Source organism: Aquabacterium sp. CECT 9606, assembly GCF_918741295.1.
GTDB lineage: Bacteria > Pseudomonadota > Gammaproteobacteria > Burkholderiales > Burkholderiaceae_C > Aquabacterium.
In genome coordinates this window covers 158,377-178,222 of record NZ_CAKKNB010000005.1, presented here as the reverse complement: position 1 = coordinate 178,222, position 19,846 = coordinate 158,377, and the positions used below count along the sequence as shown (strand labels likewise).

The window sequence follows — 19,846 nt, the reverse complement described above, 5'->3', positions numbered from 1 at the left end:
CCAACCCCTAAAATGCGCGGTTCTGGCCAATTGCCCTGGCCCACCGACTGCGACCATGCTGCGACTCACCGAACTGCGACTGCCCCTGAACCACGCCGACGACGCACTGCGTCCGGCGATCGTGGCCCGATTGGGTATCAATGACGCCGACCTGACGGCGTTCACCGTGTTCAAGCGCAGCTACGACGCACGCAAAAAATCCGCCGTGGTGTTGATTTACACGGTGGACTGCACACTGGCCAACGAGGCAGCGGTGCTGACGCGATTCAGCGGCGATCCGCATGTGCGGCCCACCCCCGACACCAGCTACCACTTCGTGGGGCATGCGCCGGTGGACTTTTTCGGGGGTGAACGACCTCGCCCCTTGGTGATCGGCTTCGGCCCTTGTGGCATCTTCGCCGCACTGATCCTGGCCCAGATGGGCCTGCGGCCGATCGTGCTGGAGCGTGGCAAGGAAGTGCGCGAACGGACCAAGGACACCTGGGGCTTGTGGCGCCAAAGCGTGCTGAATCCAGAGTCGAACGTGCAGTTTGGCGAAGGGGGCGCGGGCACCTTTTCAGACGGCAAGCTGTGGAGCCAGATCAGCGATCCCCGCCACCTGACGCGCAAGGTGCTTCAGGAGTTTGTGAAGGCGGGCGCGCCTGAGGAGATCCTTTTCGTCAGCAAGCCGCACATCGGGACTTTCCGCCTGGTGAGCATGGTCGAGAAAATGCGCGCTGACATCGAAGCGCTGGGTGGCGAGATCCGCTTCCAGCAGCGGGTGACCGACGTGCGGATCGAGGACGGGCACATCCGGGGCGTCACTCTGGCATCTGGCGAAGAGTTGCGATCTGACCACGTGGTGCTGGCGCTGGGCCACAGTGCGCGCGATACCTTCACCATGCTGCACGAACGCGGCGTCTACATGGAGGCCAAGCCTTTTTCGATCGGCTACCGCATCGAGCACCCGCAAGGCCTGATCGACCGCGCTCGCTTTGGCCCGAACGCGGGCAACGAGATCCTGGGCGCGGCCGATTACAAGCTGGTGCACCACGCCAGCAATGGTCGCGCGGTATACAGCTTTTGCATGTGCCCGGGGGGCACGGTGGTGGCGGCCACGTCGGAGCCGGGCCGGGTCGTGACCAATGGCATGAGCCAGTACTCGCGCAATGAGCGCAACGCCAATGCGGGCATTGTCGTGGGCATCTCTCCGCAGGACTATCGGCAGGATGGGCTGGCCGAAGGCCCTGTGAGCCCACTGGATGGCATGGCGTTTCAACGTTTCTGGGAATCGCGCGCCTACGAGCTAGGGGGTGGCAACTACGAAGCACCGGGCCAGTTGGTCGGCGATTTCATCAAGGGCCGGCCCAGCACCGCCTTGGGCAGCGTGCAGCCTTCGTACAAGCCCGGTGTGCACCTGACCGACCTGGCCCAACCGGGCAAGGGCAGCTTGCCGGATTACGCCCTGGCCGCCATCCGCGAGGCCCTGCCCGCCTTCGAAAAGCAGATCAAAGGCTTTTCGATGCCCGACGCGGTGTTAACCGGGGTGGAAACACGCACCTCGTCACCGCTGAGGATCACGCGTGGCAAGGACTTTCAGAGCCTGAATGTCAAGGGCCTGTACCCCGCTGGCGAAGGCGCAGGCTACGCGGGCGGCATCATGTCCGCTGGCGTGGATGGGATCGAGGTGGCCGAAGCCCTGGGCCGCGAGATGCTGTCCGCACTCAGCCCTTGACCACCTCGCGCACCGGGGCCGAGGCCAACAGGGTGCGGGTGTATTCGTGGCGGGGCGACGCCAGCAATTCCAGCGCGGGACCGGACTCCACGATGTCGCCGTCCTTCATGACGATGATGTGGTGGGCCATGGCCGCCACCACTTCGACATCGTGCGTGATGAGCAGGTAGCTCAAGCCACGTTCGCGTTGAAGACGCTGCAGCAGCGAGAGGATCTGCTTCTGGATGGTGACGTCGAGCGCGCTGGTGGGTTCGTCCAGCACCAGGGCTTGGGGATCGACCACCAGGGCCCGGGCTAAAGCCAGGCGCTGGCGCTGGCCGCCTGAGAACTCATGGGGATAGCGCTCAAGCAGTTGGGGGAATTGATCTTCGGTCAGGCCCACATCGGCCAGTGTGGCCAGGGCCTGCGTTCGGCGCTGCGCCTGGCTTAACTCAGGATGGTGGATGGCGAGGCCTTCGGTGACCAGGTCTTCCACGGTCATGCGGGGTGACAGTGAAGAAAAGGGATCCTGGAACACCACCTGGATGGCGCGCCTCAAGGGTTTGTCGGCCCGTGCGTTCAAGGCCCAGGTCTGGCCCTTGACCTGCAAGTTGCCCTGGAACGGTTGCAGGCCCAGTGCGGCCAAGGCCAAGGTGGACTTGCCGGAGCCCGACTCGCCGATCACGCCCAAAGTTTGGCCAGGGGCAAGGCTCAGGTCGGCCGATTTGAGGGCCACATACTCGCCATGGCTGAACCAGCCTTTGAATCCTGGTTTGGGCACGCGGTAGCCCACGCGCAGCTGCCTGGCTTGAAGCACGGGCTGTTGCTGCATCGCGCGGGGGTCAGCCTCAACCACCTCGCGGTGCGGCCGGCTGTCGAGCAGTTTGCGGGTGTAGGCATGTTGCGGGTTGCCGAACACTTCGTCGACCGTGCCCTGCTCCACCAGCAACCCTTTTTCCATCACGGCGACGCGGTCGGCGAAGTTGCGCACCAGGTTGAGGTCGTGGGTGATCATGAGCACGGCCATCTGGTGGCTGCGCTGCAAGCCATCGAGCAAGCCCAGGATCTGTTGGCGCAAGGTCACGTCCAAGGCCGTGGTGGGCTCGTCGGCCAACAACAGCTTGGGCTGGCAGGCCAGCGCCATGGCGATCATGGCGCGCTGGCGTTGTCCACCTGACAGTTGATGGGGATAAGCGCTGGCCCGGCGATCGGGCTCAGGGATGCCGGTGCTGGCCAGCAAAGCCACTGCGCGCTGCCAGGCCTGGTTGCGAGACAGGCCTTCGTGCAGCTCGATCACTTCAGCGATCTGGTCGCCAATGGTGAAGAGCGGGTTGAGCGCCGTCATGGGCTCCTGGAAGATCACGGCCACGTCGCGGCCACGCACGCCTCGCAGTTGATGCTCGGAAAGACCCAGCAGTTCGCGAGGGCCCTCGGGGCTCACATCCAGCACGGCGGAGCCTTCGACATGCGCTTGAGGAACCAGCTTCAGCAGGCTGAGCGCGGTGATCGTTTTGCCGGAACCCGATTCGCCCACCAGCGCCAGCTTTTCACCAGGCCGCAACTCAAAACTGACGCCTTGCACCACGGTCTTGCTGCCAAAGCGGATGCGCAGGTCGCGCACCGATAAAATCGGTGGGGTGCCGCTCATGACTCCAGCTCCTTGCGCGGATCCAGCGCATCACGCAAGGCATCGCCCATGAAGGTGAGCAGCAACAGCGTGACCACCAGCACCAGGAAGGTTGACAAGGAGATCCACCATGCATCGAGGTTGTTCTTGCCCTGGGCCAGCAACTCCCCCAGGCTCGGGGTGTCAGGCGGCACGCCCAGACCGAGGAAATCCAGGGATGTCAACGCCAGGATGGCCGCGCTCATGCGGAATGGCAGAAAGGTGACCACCGGCGTCATGCTGTTGGGCAACACATGCCGCCAGATGATCTGCCAGTTGCTCAGGCCCAGGGCCCGCGCAGAACGCACGTAGTCCAGCTGCCGATTGCGCAGAAACTCGGCCCGCACGTAGTCGGACAACCCCATCCAGCCGAACAGGCTGAGCAGCACCAGCAGCAATCCCAGGCTGGGATTGAACATGGCGGCGAAGATGATGAGCAGGTAAAGCTCGGGCATCGAGCCCCAGATCTCGATGAAGCGCTGGAAGACCAGGTCGGTCTTGCCGCCATAGAAGCCTTGAACCGCGCCGGCCGCCACGCCCACCACCACGCCGATGGCCGTCAAGGCCAGCGCAAATCCGATGGAGACCCGAAAGCCATAAAGCAGGCGGGCCACGATGTCCCGGCCGCGGTCGTCGGTGCCCAGCCAGTTATCGCGGGATGGCTCGGACGGGTTGGGCGATTTCGCAAAGTAGTTGATCGTGTTGTGGTGGTAGCGGTTGAGCGGGTAGATGGCGAAGTTGCCTGGCGTCTTCTTGAACTGCGCCACGATGAAAGGATCGAGGAAATCGGTGGGGGTTTCGAAATCGCCACCGAACTCGGTCTCTGGGACGTTGTGAACGATCGGCACATACCACTTACCGTTGTAGCGGGCCACCAGCGGCTTGTCGTTCGAAAGCAGGTCGGCAAACAGGCACAGAACGAGCAAGGCCGCGAAGATCAGGAAACTCCAGTAGCCCAGGCGATGCTGCTTGAAGCGCCGCCAGGCACGCTGCGACGGCGACAGCGACACCGGTGGCGCCGAGGTGATTGCGGAGGTGGTGGCCATCAGTCGAACTTCACGCGGGGGTCGACCCACACATAGCAAAGGTCGCTGATGAGCTTGGTGACCAGGCCGATCAGCGTGAACAGGTACAAAGTGCCCAGCACCACGGGGTAGTCGCGGCGGATCACCGATTCATAGCCCAGCAGGCCCAGGCCATCAAGCGAAAACAGCGTTTCGATCAACAGTGAGCCGGCAAAGAATGAGGTGATGAACGCCGCCGGGAAGCCGGTGATGATGGGGATGAGCGCGTTGCGGAACACGTGTTTCCACAAGACCTGACGCTCGTTCAATCCTTTGGCCCGGGCGGTCAACACGTACTGCTTGCGGATCTCTTCAAGAAAGGCATTCTTGGTGAGCATGGTGATGACGGCGAAGCTGCCCAGCACGCTGGCCGTGACCGGCAAGGCGATGTGCCAAAGATAGTCCAGCACCTTGCCCGCCAGGCTGAGGTCTTCCCAGCCCGAGGAGGTCAGGCCGCGCAAGGGAAACCAGGCCAGGAAGCTGCCGCCGCCAAACAGCACCAGCAGTGCCACGCCGAGCACGAACCCCGGGATGGCGTAGCCCACCAGCACGATCAGGCTCGTGACCATGTCGAAGCGGCTGCCGGCCCGCACCGCCTTGGCGATGCCCAAAGGGACCGAGATGAGGTAGCTGAGCACAAAGGTCCACAGACCCAAGGTGATCGAGACGGGGAGCTTTTCCTTGACCAACTGCCACACGTCCTTGTGGTGGAAAAAGCTCTTGCCCAGGTCAAAGCGCGCGAAAGACCCGAGCATGGTCAGGTAGCGTTCATGAACAGGCTTGTCAAAGCCATAGAGCTTTTTGATCTCTTCGACCTGGGCTGGGTCCACGCCCTGGCGCCCCCGGTAACCGGCACCTTGGGAGATGGCGCTCTCACCGCCCTCGCCCCGATTTTTAAGCTGCGAGACCATCTGCTCGACCGGCCCGCCCGGCACGAACTGGATCACCGCGAAGGTGAGGGTCAGCACGCCCAGCAAGGTGGGGATGATGAGCAACAAGCGTTTGAGGATGTAGGCCCACATGCGTCATTTCCCCTGCAGGGCCCACCAGGTGGACAAGGCCCAATCCTCGGCCCTGTAATACAGGGGCTTGACATCAGGCTGGGCAAATCGGTGTGCGCGGTAGGCCACGCGGTGCACGCCCGAGTACCAGGCGGGCACGTTGTAGTGCTCAAAGCGCAGGACTCGGTCGAGCGCGCGCAAGGCGGCCACTTGCTGCTGCCGGTCGCGGGCGGTGACCACCTTGTCGAGCAAGGCATCGACGGCGGGATCCTTGATACCCACAAAGTTGTTGGACCCTGGCGTGGTGGCGGCCTGGCTGCCAAAGCGATCGATCAACTCCGCCCCAGGCGACAGGCTGCCCGGCATGTTCAAACTGGTCATCTCGAAATCGAAACTGTCCAGGCGCTTCTGGAACAGCGAAAAATCGATGAGCTTGAATTGCGCCTCAATGCCCAGCTTGCCCAGATTCTGGATGAAGGGCGTGACGATGCGGCTCATGGAAGCACCCTGCCCGGTATCGTCCAGAATTTCGATCTGAAAAGGCGCGCCCTTGGCGTTGCGCAGGGCCCCGTCACGGTAGGTCCAGCCAGCGTCGGCCAGCAACGCGCGCGCCCTGAGTAAATTGGCCCGCAGGCTGTTGGGCGGTGTGGTGGTGGGCGGCTGCGGCACGGCTTGGGTGAACACCTGGGGCCGCAACTGGCGGCGCAGAGGTTCCAGCAAAGCCAGCTCATCGGCGCCCGGCAAGCCCTTGGCTTCGAAGTCGCCGCCCACAAAGTAGCCCCGCACCCGGGTGTAGGAGTTGTAGAAGAGTTGCCGGTTCATCCATTCGTAGTCCATGGCCAGGCCGATGGCCTCGCGCACACGGGCATCCTTGAACTTGGGCAGGCGCGTGTTGAACAACCACGATTGCAGGCCACCGGCATTGCGGTGCTGCAGCTCCACCTTGACGAACTCGCCACTCTTGAACTTGGCGCCTGTGTAAGACCGAGCCCACTCGCGCGCGATGTTGGACTGGATGAACTCGAACTCACCGGCCTTGAATGCCTCCAGGCGAGCGGTGTTGTCCTTGTAGATTTTGAAGGTGATGCGGTCGAAGTTGTACTGGCCTTTGCGCACATTGAGCTGCTGCGCCCAGTAGTTGGGATCACGCTGGTAGGTGATGTCCTTGCCGAAATTGACGCGGCCGATGCGGTAGGGGCCGGAGGCAATCGGCATGTCCATGATCACCTGATCAAACGGTTTCAGCTTGCCGCCTTCCATGCCCCATTTGTGGCTGAACACGGGGACTGAGCCGGCCACCAGCGGCAACTCGGCGTTGCGTCGCCTGAAGTTGAAACGCACCGTGCGCTGGTCCAGCACGGTCACATCCTTGATGTCGCCAAAGGCGGACTGGAACACGGGCGATGCCTCCTTGCTCATCAGGCGATCGAAGGAGCTTTTGACATCCAGCGCCAGCACCGGATCCCCATTGTGGAACCGGGCCAAAGGGTTGAGCTTGAAGGTGGTCGACAGGCCATCCTCGGCGACGGACACGTCTTCAGCGAGCAGGCCATACGAGGTCGTGGGCTGGTCAAAGGTGCTGGTGAGCAGAGACTCGAACATCAACTCGCTCAAGCCGGACGGGGCCGAACCCTTGAGCGTGAACGGGTTGTACTTGTCGAAGATGCTGACCCGAACCGGCGCTACCAGAGAGATTTCGCCGCCTTTGGGCGCAGCGGGGTTGACGTAATCGAAGTGGTCAAAGCCCGGCGGGTATTTGATGTCGCCGAACTGCGCGTAGGCGTGGGCCGCCCAAGCCCCCGTTGACATGCACCACAGACAAACCAGCCAGAAGATGCTTCTCATGGCGGTTGATTCTGCCATACGGGATTCAGGCGCGGCACGGCGGCCAGCAGGGCCTGGGTGTAGCTGTCCTGGGGTGAGGACAGCACTTGATGCGCCGCCCCGGTTTCGACAATTCGGCCTCGCCTCATCACGGCCACCTCGTCGGCCAGGTACTCGACCACAGCGAGGTTGTGGGTGATGAACAGGTAGGCCAGGCCACGCTCGGCCTGCAACTGCTTGAGCAGGTTCAGGATCTGCGCCTGCACGGACACGTCGAGCGCCGAGGTGGGCTCGTCGCACACCAGCACCTTGGGCTCCACGGCCAGGGCACGGGCAATGGCCAGACGCTGGCGTTGTCCGCCCGAGAACTCGTGGGGAAAACGGCTCAGGGCGTCGGGGCGCAAGCCCACCTGCTCCATCAACAGCTGCAGCCGCTGTTGCCGCTCGGCATCCAGCCACTCAGGGCGCAAGGAGCGCAGGCCCTCTTCCAGGATGTCGCGCACACGCAGGCGGGGATTGAGGGACGCGAAGGGGTCTTGGAAAACAATCTGGATGTCGCGGCGTGCGCGGCGCAAGGCCTCGCCCTGCAGTTTGAAGAGATCATCACCGTTCAACAAGGCCTGACCTTCGAGTTGAACCGAGTTGCGCAGCAACTGCAGGATGGCGCGACCGAAGGTGGTTTTGCCGCAGCCCGATTCGCCCACCAAAGCCAGTGTCTGCCCCGCGCGCAAGGTCAGAGAAACATCATCGACGGCGGTGAAGGTGGACTTGGGGCGCGAGAACAGGCCGCCGCGAGGCACGTAGACCACACTGAGGTGGCGCACCTGCAGCACGGGCTCGCCGCTGCCGGATGCGCCTGCCGAGGGCTCCGACGCATGGGGCGTCAGAAGTGATGGGCGCGTGCCGGCGTTCAACCCAAGAGGAAAGAAGCAGCGGACCTGGTGGTGCGCCAAGTCGCTCTGCGCTGCTAACAACTCTGGCACCTCCGCATGGCAACGCGCTTGGGCCTGGTGGCAGCGTGGCGCGAATCGGCATCCTTCAAAACGTTGCCAGAGGGGTGGCACATGGCCTTGGATGGCCGCCAGCGGATCCCCGCGCTTTTGAGCGTCTGGCAAGGCCTTGAGCAACAAATTGGCATAAGGGTGGCGTGGCCGCTGAAAAAAACAGTCGGCGGGCGCCACTTCCACGATCTGCCCGGCGTACATCAAGGCCACCCGGTGGGCCATGCCCGACACCACCGCCAGGTCATGCGTGATGAGCAGCATGCCCAGGCGGCGTTCGCGTTGCAGATCCACCAGCAGGTCGAGGATCTGCTTCTGAATGGTGACGTCGAGCGCGGTGGTGGGCTCGTCGGCCACCAGGAAGTCGGGCTCGGCACCCAAGGCAATGGCGATCATCACGCGCTGCTTCTGGCCGCCGCTGAGCTCAAAGGGATAGCGGTCCATGCAGCGTGCCGGCTCAGGAATGCCCACCCGAGTCAGCCAATCGACGGCTTTGGCGTGCGCCGCCCCGCCCCGCAAAGCCGTGTGCGTTTCGATCGTTTCAAGGATCTGATCGCCCACCCGCATGACGGGGTTGAGGCTGGTCGAGGGCTCCTGGAAAATCATGGCGATGCGGGCACCACGAACACGCCGCATGGCCGATTCAGGCAGGTCGAGCAGGCTGCGCTGCTCAAGGTGGACATCCCCGCCGATGACCCGGGCATTCTCTGGCAACAGGCGCATCAGCGACAGGGCCGTCATGCTTTTGCCGCAGCCTGATTCGCCCACCAAGGCGAAGGTCTCGCCGCGTTCAATCGCCAGGCTCAGGCCATCGATCGCCTTGACGAGGCCGGCTTCAGCGTCCAGCACCACTTGGAGGTCTTGGGTTTGCAGCATGTGGGCCAGCCCTCAGTGTGTGGATGGGGCCGGCGTCCGGATGGCCGGGCGCGGACGAAAGCTGCGGGAGCGTGGATCGAAGGCGTCGCGCACCCCATCGGCGAACAGGTTGGCGGCCAGCACCACCGTCACCATGAAACCAAAGGCCGCGGCAAAGCTCCACCACACCACCGGGTCACGGCTCATCTCCTTGCGGGCAAAGTTGATCATGCCGCCAAAGCTGTTCATGGAGGGATCGACCCCCACACCCACGTAGGACAGCACGGCCTCGTACAGGATCAGCGATGAAAACTCGAGCACTGTGACGATCAGCATCAGGTGAGCCACATTGGGAAAGATGTGGCGCAGCATGATGCGCGGGTGGCTGACGCCAAAGGCGTTGGCGGCCTGCACATAGTCCAGCTCGCGGAGTTTGAGCGTCTCGCCGCGCAGCAGGCGACACAAGCCAGCCCAGCCCGTGAGGCCCAACACCGTGCACAGCAGGAAGAGCTTGAGATCGGCCCGCTCCACGGCTGTCTCGAACAAATCGGGGTGCGTGTCCAGAAAAACCTGCACCATCAACACGCAGGCTGCGATCAACAGCACATTGGGCACCGATGAAAGCACGGTGTACAGGTACTGGATGACTTCATCGACCCAACCGCCAAAGTAGCCCGCCATGATGCCCAACACCACGGCCAAGGGCAGCGTGGCCACGGTGGCCAAGGAGCCAATCACGAAAGCAGTGCGGATGCTTTTCAAGGCTTGGTAGAGCACGTCGTTGCCCGTGGTGTCGGTGCCCAGCACGTGGTACCAGCCCATCAGCGAAGTGACCGCGCCGATCAGCAGGGACAACACGAGCACCGCCCACCAGGCGGCCCGCCAGGGAATCTCGCCTTCGTTGCGCCACACGCTGGCCAAGGCTTCGGCAAAGGTGGATTGGCGGCTGCGGGCCAGACCACCCACCAGCGCACCGCCCAGAACGATTGCCACCAAAGCGCCTTTGACCAGGCCCATGCCCGAGCGGGCCAGCACATCGCCAAGCCATTGCTGCTCGGGCCGAGCAAGGTGGGCACCGCCGTGTTTCAACCTGGGGGCCACGCGATCAATCCGGCCGTCAGGGGCGGTCACCGTTTCCTTCGTGAAGCTCACGAAAGCGAGCGGGCGCGAGTAGGTGACCTCGCGCGAATCGATCAGGCCGGCCAGCCCCGCGTCCAGCAAGGAGCGCGTGCGCGTGTCATAGGCCACCGAACCATCTGGCGCACCTGCCGCGTGGGACAAGGGCAAACGGTAGTGAAGGCTGTCGGCCAGCGTCACCACCAGGCACAGCGCGAGGATCAAGGACGAGGCCAAGGCCGGCGCATCCCGGAACACCTTGCGCCAGTTGGCGGAGAGGTTGGGGTTGCGAAGCACCACCCAGGCATAGGCCAGCAAGGCCAGCACCAAGAGCCACACGGCGGCGTCGGTCCAGAGCAAAACGATCTTGGGCATGGCGGTCTCCGTCATCCTCAACCCAGGCGCACGCGTGGATCGGCCCAGGTGTAGGCCAGGTCAATCAACACATAGGTGGCCACATACAGCAAGGAGCCCAGGAACACCATGGTGCGCACCACTGCGAAGTCTTGCTTGGTGATGGCCTCGATCACATAGGCACCCAGGCCGGGCAAGCCAAAGAAGCTCTCGAACACCAGGCTGCCCATGAACACGTAAGGCAGGTAGGCGCCCGCGCTGGTGATGATGGGGATCAGGGTATTGCGCAGCACATGCCTGAACAGCACCGCCGACTCGCGCAAGCCCTTGGCCCGCGCGGTGCGAACGTAATCCTTGCCCATCTCTTCCAGGAACATGGCGCGGTACAGCCGGGCCTCGCCGCCCAGCCGAGCCACCAGCGACAACAACACCGGCAAGACCAGGAACTTGACCGCGTCCAGCCCCGGCATGTAGCCCGAGATGGGCACCAGCTTGAGCACGCGCGAGAACAGCAGTTGCCCAACAATCACATAGAACAGGCTGGAGATGGACAACATGACCACGCACAGCACCACGCCCGCCAGATCCAGCCGGGTGCGCCTGAACATCACCAGCAGCAAGGCAAAGGCCACGCTGACAATCACCTGCAAGACGAACAGTGGCGCGGCCATCTGCAAGCTCACCCACATGCGACGCCTGACTTCCAGACCGATGTCGCCCGCGCTTTCGCCATCGGACCGGCCGAACTTCAAGGTGAACAAGGAAACGGACCGTTCCCAGAAGATGGTTTGCGTTGCGCGCTCGGTGCCCTCTTTCGCGTCATTCCAGTACAGCGGTTTGTCGTAGCCACGCTCGACCTTCCAGTGGTCGATCACATCTTGCGTGATGTACTTGCCGCCGATGTTCAGGCGCGCCATGTCGTCGGGCGTGTTGACCGTGAAGAACAGAAAGAAGGTGAACAGGTTCACGCCCAGCAGCACGAGGGCGGCATAGACGAGGCGGCGAACGGCGTATGACAGCATCGTGTGTTCGCCTCGGTTCAGCTCAAGACATCGCCACGCGCGGTCAGCCGCTCGCGGCGCTTCAGGCTGCGCAACAGCAGTGCCACCAGCGCGGCCAGGCCCGCCAGCAAGCCCAGCACGGGCCACCAGACAGGTTTGTTCCACAAGGCCTGCCGCTGCTGCCGCTCAGCCACGTCCAGGCGCAGGTAGCGGCCATGGTCACGCACCATGAGCGAAGGCTTGGAGTTGTAGACCCAATGCTGAACCGCCGCCGAGGCGTAGGGAAAATAGCCAAAGCTCCAGGGCGCATCCTCCTGGGCGATCTTGACCATCTGGTCAATGACCGCCTGCTTCTCGGGGCCGTCGGCCATCAGCTTGAGCTTGGAGAAAAGCCGGTCGTAGGCCGGGTTGTCGTAGTTGGTGTAGCTCTCACCGTCTGAGCGTGTCTTGCCGTTGGGGGCATACAGCAGGAACAGAAAATTTTCCGCATCGGGGTAGTCGGCCACCCAGCCTTGCCAGAAGACCTGGTGCTTGCCCTTGCGCACTTTGTCCTGGAACTGGTTGTTGTCGGTGGCACGCACCTCCAGCTGGATGTCAACCTTGGCGAACTGGCGCACCACCCAGTCGATTTCGACCTTGCGCTCGGGCGTGGGCAGCACATAGAAATCGTAGTTGAGTACCAATGGCCGGCCGGTTTTCACATCGCGCCCATCGGGATAGCCGGCCTCGACCATGAGCTTCTTGGCCTCCTCAATAGACCGCCTGACCGGCTGGCCATTCACGATCCGATGCGTGACCAGGTTGACGCCCGCCAACGTCCCCTCGCGCGAACCAAAGACGGCTTTGGGCAAAGGCCCCATGGCCGAGACGCCGGCCTTGCTGGGGAAGATCTTGGAGTATTCGTCCCAATCAATCGCGATGGAAATGGCCTGGCGCAATTTGCGATTGCGGATCTGCTGCTCGGGCGTCTTGCCATGGCCGATGACCGGGTCCAGCATGTTGAAGCCGATCTCGTAACTGTCCACCCCGTTGAGGCGGTCCAGGCGGAAGCCTTTGGCGTCGTACTCGCGGCGAATGTCTTCCGAATCCTGCTTGGCCACCAGGTAGTCCATGCCGGTGTCCGTGCGCTCGAAGACCTCGATGTCGTAATAGCCCTGGCGGAACTTGGCACGTTGCGGCACCGCTTCTCGCTCCACGGTCGAGACCAGGGTGTCGATGAAGGGCGTCTTCTTGCCGCAATCATCCAGCAGGCCGGCTTCCTTGTCGCCAGCGGCGCCTTCACAGGGATAAGGCTCGCCACGGTAGTTGGGATTGCGCTTGAGCACATGGCGTCGGTCCTTGATGAACTCGACCATCATGTAAGGCCCGGTGCCCACCGGCCAGGTGTCCAGACTCAGGCCCACGGTGGCCATGCCGGGCTGCGCATAAAAAGCATCGGCCTCCCAGGGGATGGGCGCCGTGAAAGTCATGGCCATCCAGTAGTTCCACTGCGGGTACTTGCCTTTGAGGCGGATGCGCAGCAGGTGCTTTTCAGGCGCGGTGGCACCTGCCAAGGGCCATTGCCTGAAGTCCAGAAAGGGCTTGTCGAGACTGGCCGGGTCCATGTGGGCCCGCAGCTTGGCATCTTCCTTTTTGACCAAGGCCCGGTAATCTTTCAGCCCGATCACGTGTTCCGAGAAAATGCCGAAGATGGGCGTGGTGATGCGCGTGGTAGCGTGCCGCTTGAGCGCGTAAACGTAGTCTTCAGCCACCAGCTCACGCGTGCCCTGGTGCTCGAACTGAAGCGGCGAGAAACGCGCACCCAACTCGCCCGGTTGCATCGCGTGGTAGCGATAACGCCCCTGGCCGTCGCGGGCAAAACAAGGGTGCGGCTGGAACAAAATGCCTGGCTTGATGCGGATCTCGTAGACGCTTTCGGCGATCTGATCGCCCGGCGCATCATCTGGCAAATCCTTGCCGCCCTTGTCCAGGTAGCGGGGCCGGGACACCGCTTCGGCCGCCTTGCCGATCAACTCGTAGGGCCGCTTCAGGTAGTGGTAGCCGTAAAGCGGCTCGTAAATCTGGTAGGTATAGGGTGTTTCGGGCGCCCAGTACGAGGCCGTTGGATCAAGGTGGCGGGGCGAGCTTTCCTTGACGGCCGAGTACAAGGTGTTTTCCGCCGCAGCCCCCGCCTCCCAAGGGCTGTTGTTGCAGCCTGCCAGGCAAAGCACCGCCAGCATCCAGGCCACGGCAAAGCCCTTGAGCAGAGCACGCCTCACGGCATCACCACATCATGAACACATCGCGCCCCTGCGCCGCCATCTGGACCTTCCGTCCGATTGGCAGGCACAACTTGGTGGGCACATGGCCGAAAGGCAGCCCCGTCAGGATGGGTGTCTTGGTGACGGTGCGCAGGTAGGAGACCATGGTCTTGAGGCTGTAGCCCCGGTCCAGCGGCGATTTGCGGAAGTTGGTGAAATCTCCCAGGATGATGGCTTTTTGCTTGTCCAGAATGCCGGCCTGGTGCAGCTGCAGCAAGGCCCGCTCGACCCGGTAAGGGTGTTCGTTGACGTCTTCCAGGAACAGCACCCCGTCCTTGACCTTGGGGAAATGCGGGGTGCCCAACAAGGCCTGGATCATGGACAGGTTGCCACCCCACAAGCGGCCGCTCACGTCCAGACCATCAAAGCCCGCCTCGGTGCGGAAACCCACGCCTTCCAGCAGGCCGGTCACCGCCTCCACGAAGCACTCCTGGGTGACGTCATCGCCGCCATCGGGAAGCTCGTCGTTGCCAAAATCGCCGCAGGCCATGGGGCCGGCCCAGAAACCGGCGGACACGTGGGGCGCCACCTTCATGGGGCCCGTGGCGCCATGGGCCAAGGCGGCCAGTTGCAAAGCCGTCATGTCGCTGTGCCCCACCCAGGCGGTGCCCTGCTCCACGCTTTGCGCGATCAGCGCCCAGTCAATGCGGTCAAGCAGGCGGCTGAGGCCATAGCCGCCCCGGGTGGCCAGGGCCACGCAGGGCGCGGCCTGTGCGATGCGGTGCAAGGCTTGCAGTCGCGTGTCGTCGTCACCCGCGAAGCGCTGGTGTTTGTCCAGCGCGGAATCGTCAATCAGGGTCTCAAAACCAAGGGCCTGGAGGCGCTTGGCCGCACGGCGGACCGTGGTCGCTTTGGGCACCACGCCGGCCGGGCTAAACAAGGTCAGGGAGTACGGATGATCATGCCCGTGATGGTGGTGATCGTGCGAATGGGAGTGGTCATGCAGATGGTGCGAATGCGACACGCGGGCCTCACGGAGTCAACGCTGAAAGCCGAGAGTCTACGGGACGGCCAACACTCACATCGGATGCTCACTGGCGGTGGACAAAGCATCCGTGCGGCGGAAAGGCATCATCCACGGGCCACCGGGTTCGGTGAGCGCGATGATGCTGATGATGGGTGGCTCGGAGCTCACAGCGCCGAAGATGGTGGAAAACGCCACGTCGACCGCATCACGCCCGGTGCCAATGCGCACGAAGCCCATGGGGATGGCCGTGCCTGAGGGATCAAAGATGTACCAGCGCCCGCCCACGAACACCTCCACGTAGGCGTGGAAATCAGTGGGGCCCAAGGCCGGATCAGCGCCGTAGTCGATGCCTGTGGCGAAACGCGCAGGCAGGTTGACGGCGCGGCACAAAGCGATCATCAGGTGGGCGAAATCGCGGCACACGCCCACGTGCTGGCCCAGGGTGTCGAGCGCCGAGGTGCTCGAATTGGAGCTCATCGACGTGAACTTGGTGTGTGCCTGCACCCAATCGTGAATGGCCTGTGCGCGCAGGTAACCCTGCCGCAGGTGCCCGAACTCGCGCGTGGCCAGCACCGTCATCTGGTCTGACTGGCAATAGCGGCTGGGGTAGATGTAGGGCAACACCGCCATCGGCAATTGGGCGATGGGCGCTTCACCCAAGCTTGCGGGTGGTGAGAAGACCTGGGCAATGTCTACCGTGGCTTCGTAGCGAACCATCATGGGCCCCTGCCCTGCCCGCAAACGCGTGAAGCGATTGCCCAGGTGGTCAGTCACGTGCTGCAAGGGGACGGGTTGACTGACGTAGAGGGTCTCTTGCACCACCGTCTGCTGGAGGGTGTGGGCCGCGTGCAGATTAAAAATGAAATCCGCCGTGGGATCCTTGATCTCGTAGTTCAAGGAGATGGAAAACTTCAGCCTGACCATGGCCACCTGCTTTCCATTGAGTCGTTGTCACAGGGAAATCCCGTGGATGCATCATAGCGGGTGCAAGCACGACGTATGCCATGCGCAGGAATGGTCAGCTGGGAACCACCACCCGCCGACGCGGTTTCACGACGACAACCACCGCGGCGCGCTCGGCGGCCGTTGGCCCCTGAACCACGGGTACCCTGGGGTGCCGCACCACCGCCGACCGCAATTTGGCTTCAACGCGGCTGCTGTTGAGGGTTTGGCGGATGTCGCCATTGACCAGCAGGTAGGCTCCTGCGTGGTCTTTCGCCAAGGCGCCGATCTCCATGCCTCGGCGAATGGTGCCCATGAAAGTAAGGTCTTCACGGGGCATGGCAAATTGCCGCCATCCTTCACCGAGGGTGATTTGGGTATCGTTGCCGGAGCGCTTCTTGGGTTTCGGGTTCATGCTGGTACTTCTAGCGTGGGCTGTATTGTGACCAATTATTCAAAGAGGCTGTAAACAAAGGTGTAGAACGTTGCCGCCCTTGCAGGCACCCTATTTGCAGTGTTGAGCAATCAGCGTGCCCAAAGGCAAGAAGGTCAGCGCCGTCAAGGCATGCGCTTGGGACGGTAATTTCTTCGGTAAAAACCACCAACGGAGGTGACCCGTGAACACAGGCAACAGCGGCTATGTACCCAGTGCGTCAGCGGCTGGCGAGGAGGATCCGGGTGCATCGGTTGACTTGGCGATGCCAGGACCGCATGGCATCGATTTCATGGCGCCGTCCGATCAGGTCGGCAAGGCTCTGATTGGCGCCACCTTGTTGGTCAACGGAGTGGGCGGGATCATTGTCGAAACCGAAGCCTACGATGAGGCTGATGCTGCATCACACAGTTTCGGCGGCCAAACCTTGCGTAACGGTGCCATGTTCGGCCCGCCAGCCCATGCTTACGTTTACCAATCTTACGGTCTGCATTGGTGCCTTAACCTGGTGTGCATGCCCGCCGGACATGGCGCCGGGGTGCTGATTCGCGCACTCCAGCCCACACAAGGCATCGAAACCATGAAGTGCCGGCGGGGCATGGAGAACACCATGCTGCTGTGTGCCGGGCCCGGGCGTGTTTGCCAGGCGTTGGCGATCACGCGCGAATTGGATGGTCGGAGCATTGAGGCGCCTCCTTTCGAACTGCTGCCGGCGCCACAGGGACGCCATGTGGCGGTAGTGGCAGGCCCGCGCATCGGGATCTCGAAAGCAGTGGACGTGCCGTGGCGCTTCGGACTGGCAGGATCCCGTTTTGTCAGCCGCACTTTTCCGCTTGATGAAAATTCCAAAACCGCTGCGGCGCGGCGTGGTCGTTTGCGCTAAGGCTGGCCTTTTGCCGGCATCGGTGGAAGGGACAAGGCCGTGATCAACAGGCCCTGCGCCGAAGCGTGAAACTCGGCACCGATCGCTTCGAAGCCCAAGGGCCACCACCGTGCAAGTTGGGCCCGGATCACCCAGGGTTGGGCCCAATGAGGCCATTCCGGAACCTGCCGTCCGCCGACCCATCCGCCATCCGCTTGCTGGGCCATGACCACACGGTTCAGCCAAATCGGCCTGACCTGTTCGCGATCGCCACGCCAGAGCAGCATCAACACGCGCTGGAAATAGGCGTCCTTGACCACCACGTCCAATTGCATCTGTTGGTGAATGTCGGACAGCAGGTCGCCCTCAAGCGCGGCCAGTTCCTCATGGCGAGCACAGCCAACGCGCTGCAGAAGCATGACGCCTACCAGTTGGTGCGTGGTGCAAACCGGGTCTTTCAGCCAGACCTGGGTCGGCTGGGGGTGACAGACGTCGTTTCGCAAAAACACGCTGGTGTCGCCGTCGTCCAGGGCCAGGGGAACGCAGGTCAGCGCATGGTAAAAAAACTTGTGATACGGCGCCAACCAGCGGGTTGAGGCGATGTCCAGCACCACCTCCGCCTTGGGCACCAGCATGCGCTTCCAGGGGCCTGCAGGGCCTTCAGAGGCACTGGCGACGGCCAGATATTTCAGCACCAAACCTTGCAAATATTCATCCCCGGTGCGCTCGGCTGCAGCCTGGACAAACCACCACAGGGCGACGTTGTCTTCCTTGAGGATTTGCGCCTCGTGCGCGCGCATCCATCCCACAGCACGCTGAAAACTCTGTTGCTTTTCGCTCAGCGACAAGGGAGCCACATCGCGGTTGCCGTGCCACAAGGCCAGTGCCATCAGGCTGGCCAGTCCCAGGATCAATCCCATCGTGGCCTTGGCCACCCGCACGGTCCACTTCTTCATGCCATCCCCGCTTTTATAGTCGGGCTATTTTGACATGCGCCGTCGAACGGAACGCGCCCTCCCCTCAGGCAAACGGTTCGGCAAAATGTACCTTCGGCGTGCGCGTCAAGGCATGGCGGCTTCCCCCACTCTTTCGATCTCAGGCACGTTGAGGATGCGGAAGGGAGGCTGATCCGGGAAGCTACGTTTCAGCAAGGGCATGGCCACATTGAAAACCGGGGTGCCATTCACCGTTTGCCCCTCCAGCGCGCCTCTGTGCGCATGGCCATGGAACACGGCCGTCACAGGGTGACGGATGAGCGGGTCTTCCAGCCGGCTGGTGCCAAGGAAAGGGAATATCTCCAGCGGTTCGCCCACCACGGTGGCCTCGATGGGGGCGTAATGCAGCATGGCGATGCGGCGCGGGGTGCGCAATTTGGCCAATGCCGACTCCAGTTTCAGTGCCTCTTGAATCGCCTCGTTGACGAACTGTTTGATCGCCTTCTCGCCCCAAGGGCCCAGCGCACCGCGCCCAAATCCCCCGGCAAATCCCTTGACCCCGGCAATGCCCACGCCATGGATCTCGCAAGCTTCGCCATCCAGCATGCGGACGCCAGCGCGCGTCAGTATCTCGCAAACCTCATCCTGCTGATCAGACTCGAAGTCGTGGTTGCCCAAGACCGCGATGACAGGCACCGACGCGGCAGACAGCTCATCGGCCAGTACCCTGGCCTCTTCAGGCAAGCCGTAGTCGGTCAGATCGCCACACAGCAGGAGGGCATCTGCCGCTTTTGACGCTTGCGCAAAAAAAGCGCGCAATGTGCCCCCCGAATCTTTTTTGCAATGGATGTCGCCAACGGCGGCAAAACGGATGTTTCCGGCTGAAACCATGGGGTGCTCCTGAAGTCCTTGTCCACCTCTCTTGGCACACGGCTTGCCCACGCAAGGCATCCACCAGCCAGTTGGGGGCTTATGTCAATTTCGCCGTTGATGTCGTCGTCAGACCAAAGCTCCAGTTCTCACGCCGCGGTGTTCTATCGCCGTGTTCTGGAAGCGCTTCGGGCCTCCTCGGTGCCCTTTCTGGTCGGGGGCTCACACGCCTTCACTTGTCACACTTCCATCGAGCGCTTGACCAAGGACCTGGACCTGTTCATTCGCCGAAAAGACTATGACGACGTAGGCGAGGTCATGCGCGAGGCAGGCTACAGCACCGAGATGGTGTTCGCACACTGGCTGGCCAAAGTGCATGACGACGAGGTGTTCATCGACCTCATTTTCAACTCGGGCAACGGCGTTTGTGAAGTGGACGATGCATGGTTCGCGCACGCCACGGAGGGCCAGGTGCTGGGCGTGCCAGTGCTGATCTCACCCGTGGAAGAAACAATCTGGTCCAAGGCCTTCATCATGGAGCGCGAGCGCTATGACGGCGCTGACGTGGCGCACCTGCTGCAAGCGCATGCCAACCAGCTGGACTGGCAACGCTTGCTCGATCGTTTCGGACCGCATTGGCGCGTTCTGCTCAGCCACCTGAGCCTGTTTGGCTTTGTCTACCCCGATCACCGCTCACTGGTGCCAGGCTGGGTGATGGAACACCTGCTGGAGCGCCTGCGAGGCGAAGCGCACATGGCCCCTGAGCCTACGCACTTGTGCAATGGCACCTTGTTGTCGCGTGAACAATACCTGGACGACACCGAGCAGCAAGGTTTTCAGGATGGCCGCCTGGCGCCTTTCGGCAATCTGACGCCCAGAGACGTGACGGAATGGACCAGGGCCATACCTCGGCTTCAAGTCCCCGACCAAACCGACCCACCATAAGGCCACTTCAGCGCCAG

16 protein-coding genes are annotated in these 19,846 nt (G+C 62.6%); 3 read left to right on the top strand and 13 right to left on the bottom strand.

From position 1 onward, the window contains the following. The first annotated feature begins 55 nt into the window (after nt 1-55). The gene (locus LQ232_RS22025; protein ID WP_230182541.1) at nt 56-1,714 is read left to right on the top strand and encodes an NAD(P)/FAD-dependent oxidoreductase; all 1,659 of its coding nucleotides are present in this window, start codon (nt 56-58) and stop codon (nt 1,712-1,714) included. Here LQ232_RS22025 and LQ232_RS22020 read toward each other — a convergent pair. The 11 genes from LQ232_RS22020 to LQ232_RS21970 form a co-directional block, all read right to left on the bottom strand. After that, the gene (locus LQ232_RS22020; protein WP_230182540.1) at nt 1,704-3,341 is read right to left on the bottom strand and encodes an ABC transporter ATP-binding protein; all 1,638 of its coding nucleotides are present in this window, start codon (nt 3,339-3,341) and stop codon (nt 1,704-1,706) included. The two genes, LQ232_RS22025 and LQ232_RS22020, sit on opposite strands and share 11 nt — an antisense overlap. After that, entirely contained in the window at nt 3,338-4,405 is a 1,068-nt protein-coding gene (locus LQ232_RS22015) for an ABC transporter permease (RefSeq protein WP_230182539.1), read from the bottom strand. The genes LQ232_RS22020 and LQ232_RS22015 overlap by 4 nt, the downstream gene beginning before the upstream one ends. Then, nucleotides 4,405-5,445 (bottom strand): microcin C ABC transporter permease YejB, encoded by a 1,041-nt coding sequence (locus LQ232_RS22010; RefSeq protein ID WP_230182538.1) that lies wholly within the window; start codon nt 5,443-5,445, stop codon nt 4,405-4,407. The genes LQ232_RS22015 and LQ232_RS22010 overlap by 1 nt, the downstream gene beginning before the upstream one ends. A 3-nt stretch (nt 5,446-5,448) precedes the next feature. After that, nucleotides 5,449-7,269, bottom strand: coding sequence for an extracellular solute-binding protein (locus LQ232_RS22005; RefSeq protein WP_230182537.1), 1,821 nt, complete (start codon nt 7,267-7,269; stop codon nt 5,449-5,451). Continuing rightward, nucleotides 7,266-9,125 (bottom strand): ABC transporter ATP-binding protein, encoded by a 1,860-nt coding sequence (locus LQ232_RS22000; protein WP_230182536.1) that lies wholly within the window; start codon nt 9,123-9,125, stop codon nt 7,266-7,268. Before LQ232_RS22000 ends, LQ232_RS22005 begins: the two co-directional genes overlap by 4 nt. Before the next feature lie 12 nt (nt 9,126-9,137). Next, a complete protein-coding gene (locus LQ232_RS21995; RefSeq protein ID WP_230182535.1) occupies nt 9,138-10,595 on the bottom strand; it encodes an ABC transporter permease in 1,458 nt (485 codons plus the stop codon). A gap of 17 nt (nt 10,596-10,612) precedes the next feature. Further along, nucleotides 10,613-11,596 (bottom strand): ABC transporter permease, encoded by a 984-nt coding sequence (locus LQ232_RS21990; protein ID WP_230182534.1) that lies wholly within the window; start codon nt 11,594-11,596, stop codon nt 10,613-10,615. A 17-nt stretch (nt 11,597-11,613) separates the two neighbouring features. Then, nucleotides 11,614-13,794, bottom strand: a complete 2,181-nt coding sequence (locus tag LQ232_RS21985) for an ABC transporter substrate-binding protein (protein WP_230182624.1) — start codon at nt 13,792-13,794, stop codon at nt 11,614-11,616. Nucleotides 13,795-13,837: 43 nt separating this feature from the next. Continuing rightward, nucleotides 13,838-14,839 (bottom strand): LD-carboxypeptidase, encoded by a 1,002-nt coding sequence (locus LQ232_RS21980; RefSeq protein WP_371820361.1) that lies wholly within the window; start codon nt 14,837-14,839, stop codon nt 13,838-13,840. A gap of 54 nt (nt 14,840-14,893) precedes the next feature. After that, nucleotides 14,894-15,766 (bottom strand): transglutaminase family protein, encoded by an 873-nt coding sequence (locus LQ232_RS21975; protein ID WP_230182532.1) that lies wholly within the window; start codon nt 15,764-15,766, stop codon nt 14,894-14,896. Between the two features lie 94 nt (nt 15,767-15,860). Further along, nucleotides 15,861-16,199, bottom strand: a complete 339-nt coding sequence (locus LQ232_RS21970; RefSeq protein ID WP_230182531.1) for a hypothetical protein — start codon at nt 16,197-16,199, stop codon at nt 15,861-15,863. A gap of 283 nt (nt 16,200-16,482) precedes the next feature. Between LQ232_RS21970 and LQ232_RS21965 the strand changes: the two genes are divergently transcribed. Then, entirely contained in the window at nt 16,483-17,100 is a 618-nt protein-coding gene (locus tag LQ232_RS21965) for a DNA-3-methyladenine glycosylase (RefSeq protein WP_230182623.1), read from the top strand. Here the strand turns inward: LQ232_RS21965 and LQ232_RS21960 are convergent. Continuing rightward, nucleotides 17,097-18,035: a hypothetical protein gene (locus LQ232_RS21960; protein ID WP_230182530.1), complete on the bottom strand. Its 939-nt coding sequence runs from the start codon at nt 18,033-18,035 to the stop codon at nt 17,097-17,099. The two genes, LQ232_RS21965 and LQ232_RS21960, sit on opposite strands and share 4 nt — an antisense overlap. Before the next feature lie 105 nt (nt 18,036-18,140). Continuing rightward, complete coding sequence (locus LQ232_RS21955) at nt 18,141-18,905, bottom strand: metallophosphoesterase (protein ID WP_230182529.1); 765 nt, start codon at nt 18,903-18,905, stop codon at nt 18,141-18,143. Nucleotides 18,906-18,986: 81 nt separating this feature from the next. Between LQ232_RS21955 and LQ232_RS21950 the strand changes: the two genes are divergently transcribed. After that, entirely contained in the window at nt 18,987-19,829 is an 843-nt protein-coding gene (locus LQ232_RS21950; protein ID WP_230182528.1) for a nucleotidyltransferase, read from the top strand. The last annotated feature ends 17 nt before the right edge of the window (nt 19,830-19,846 follow it).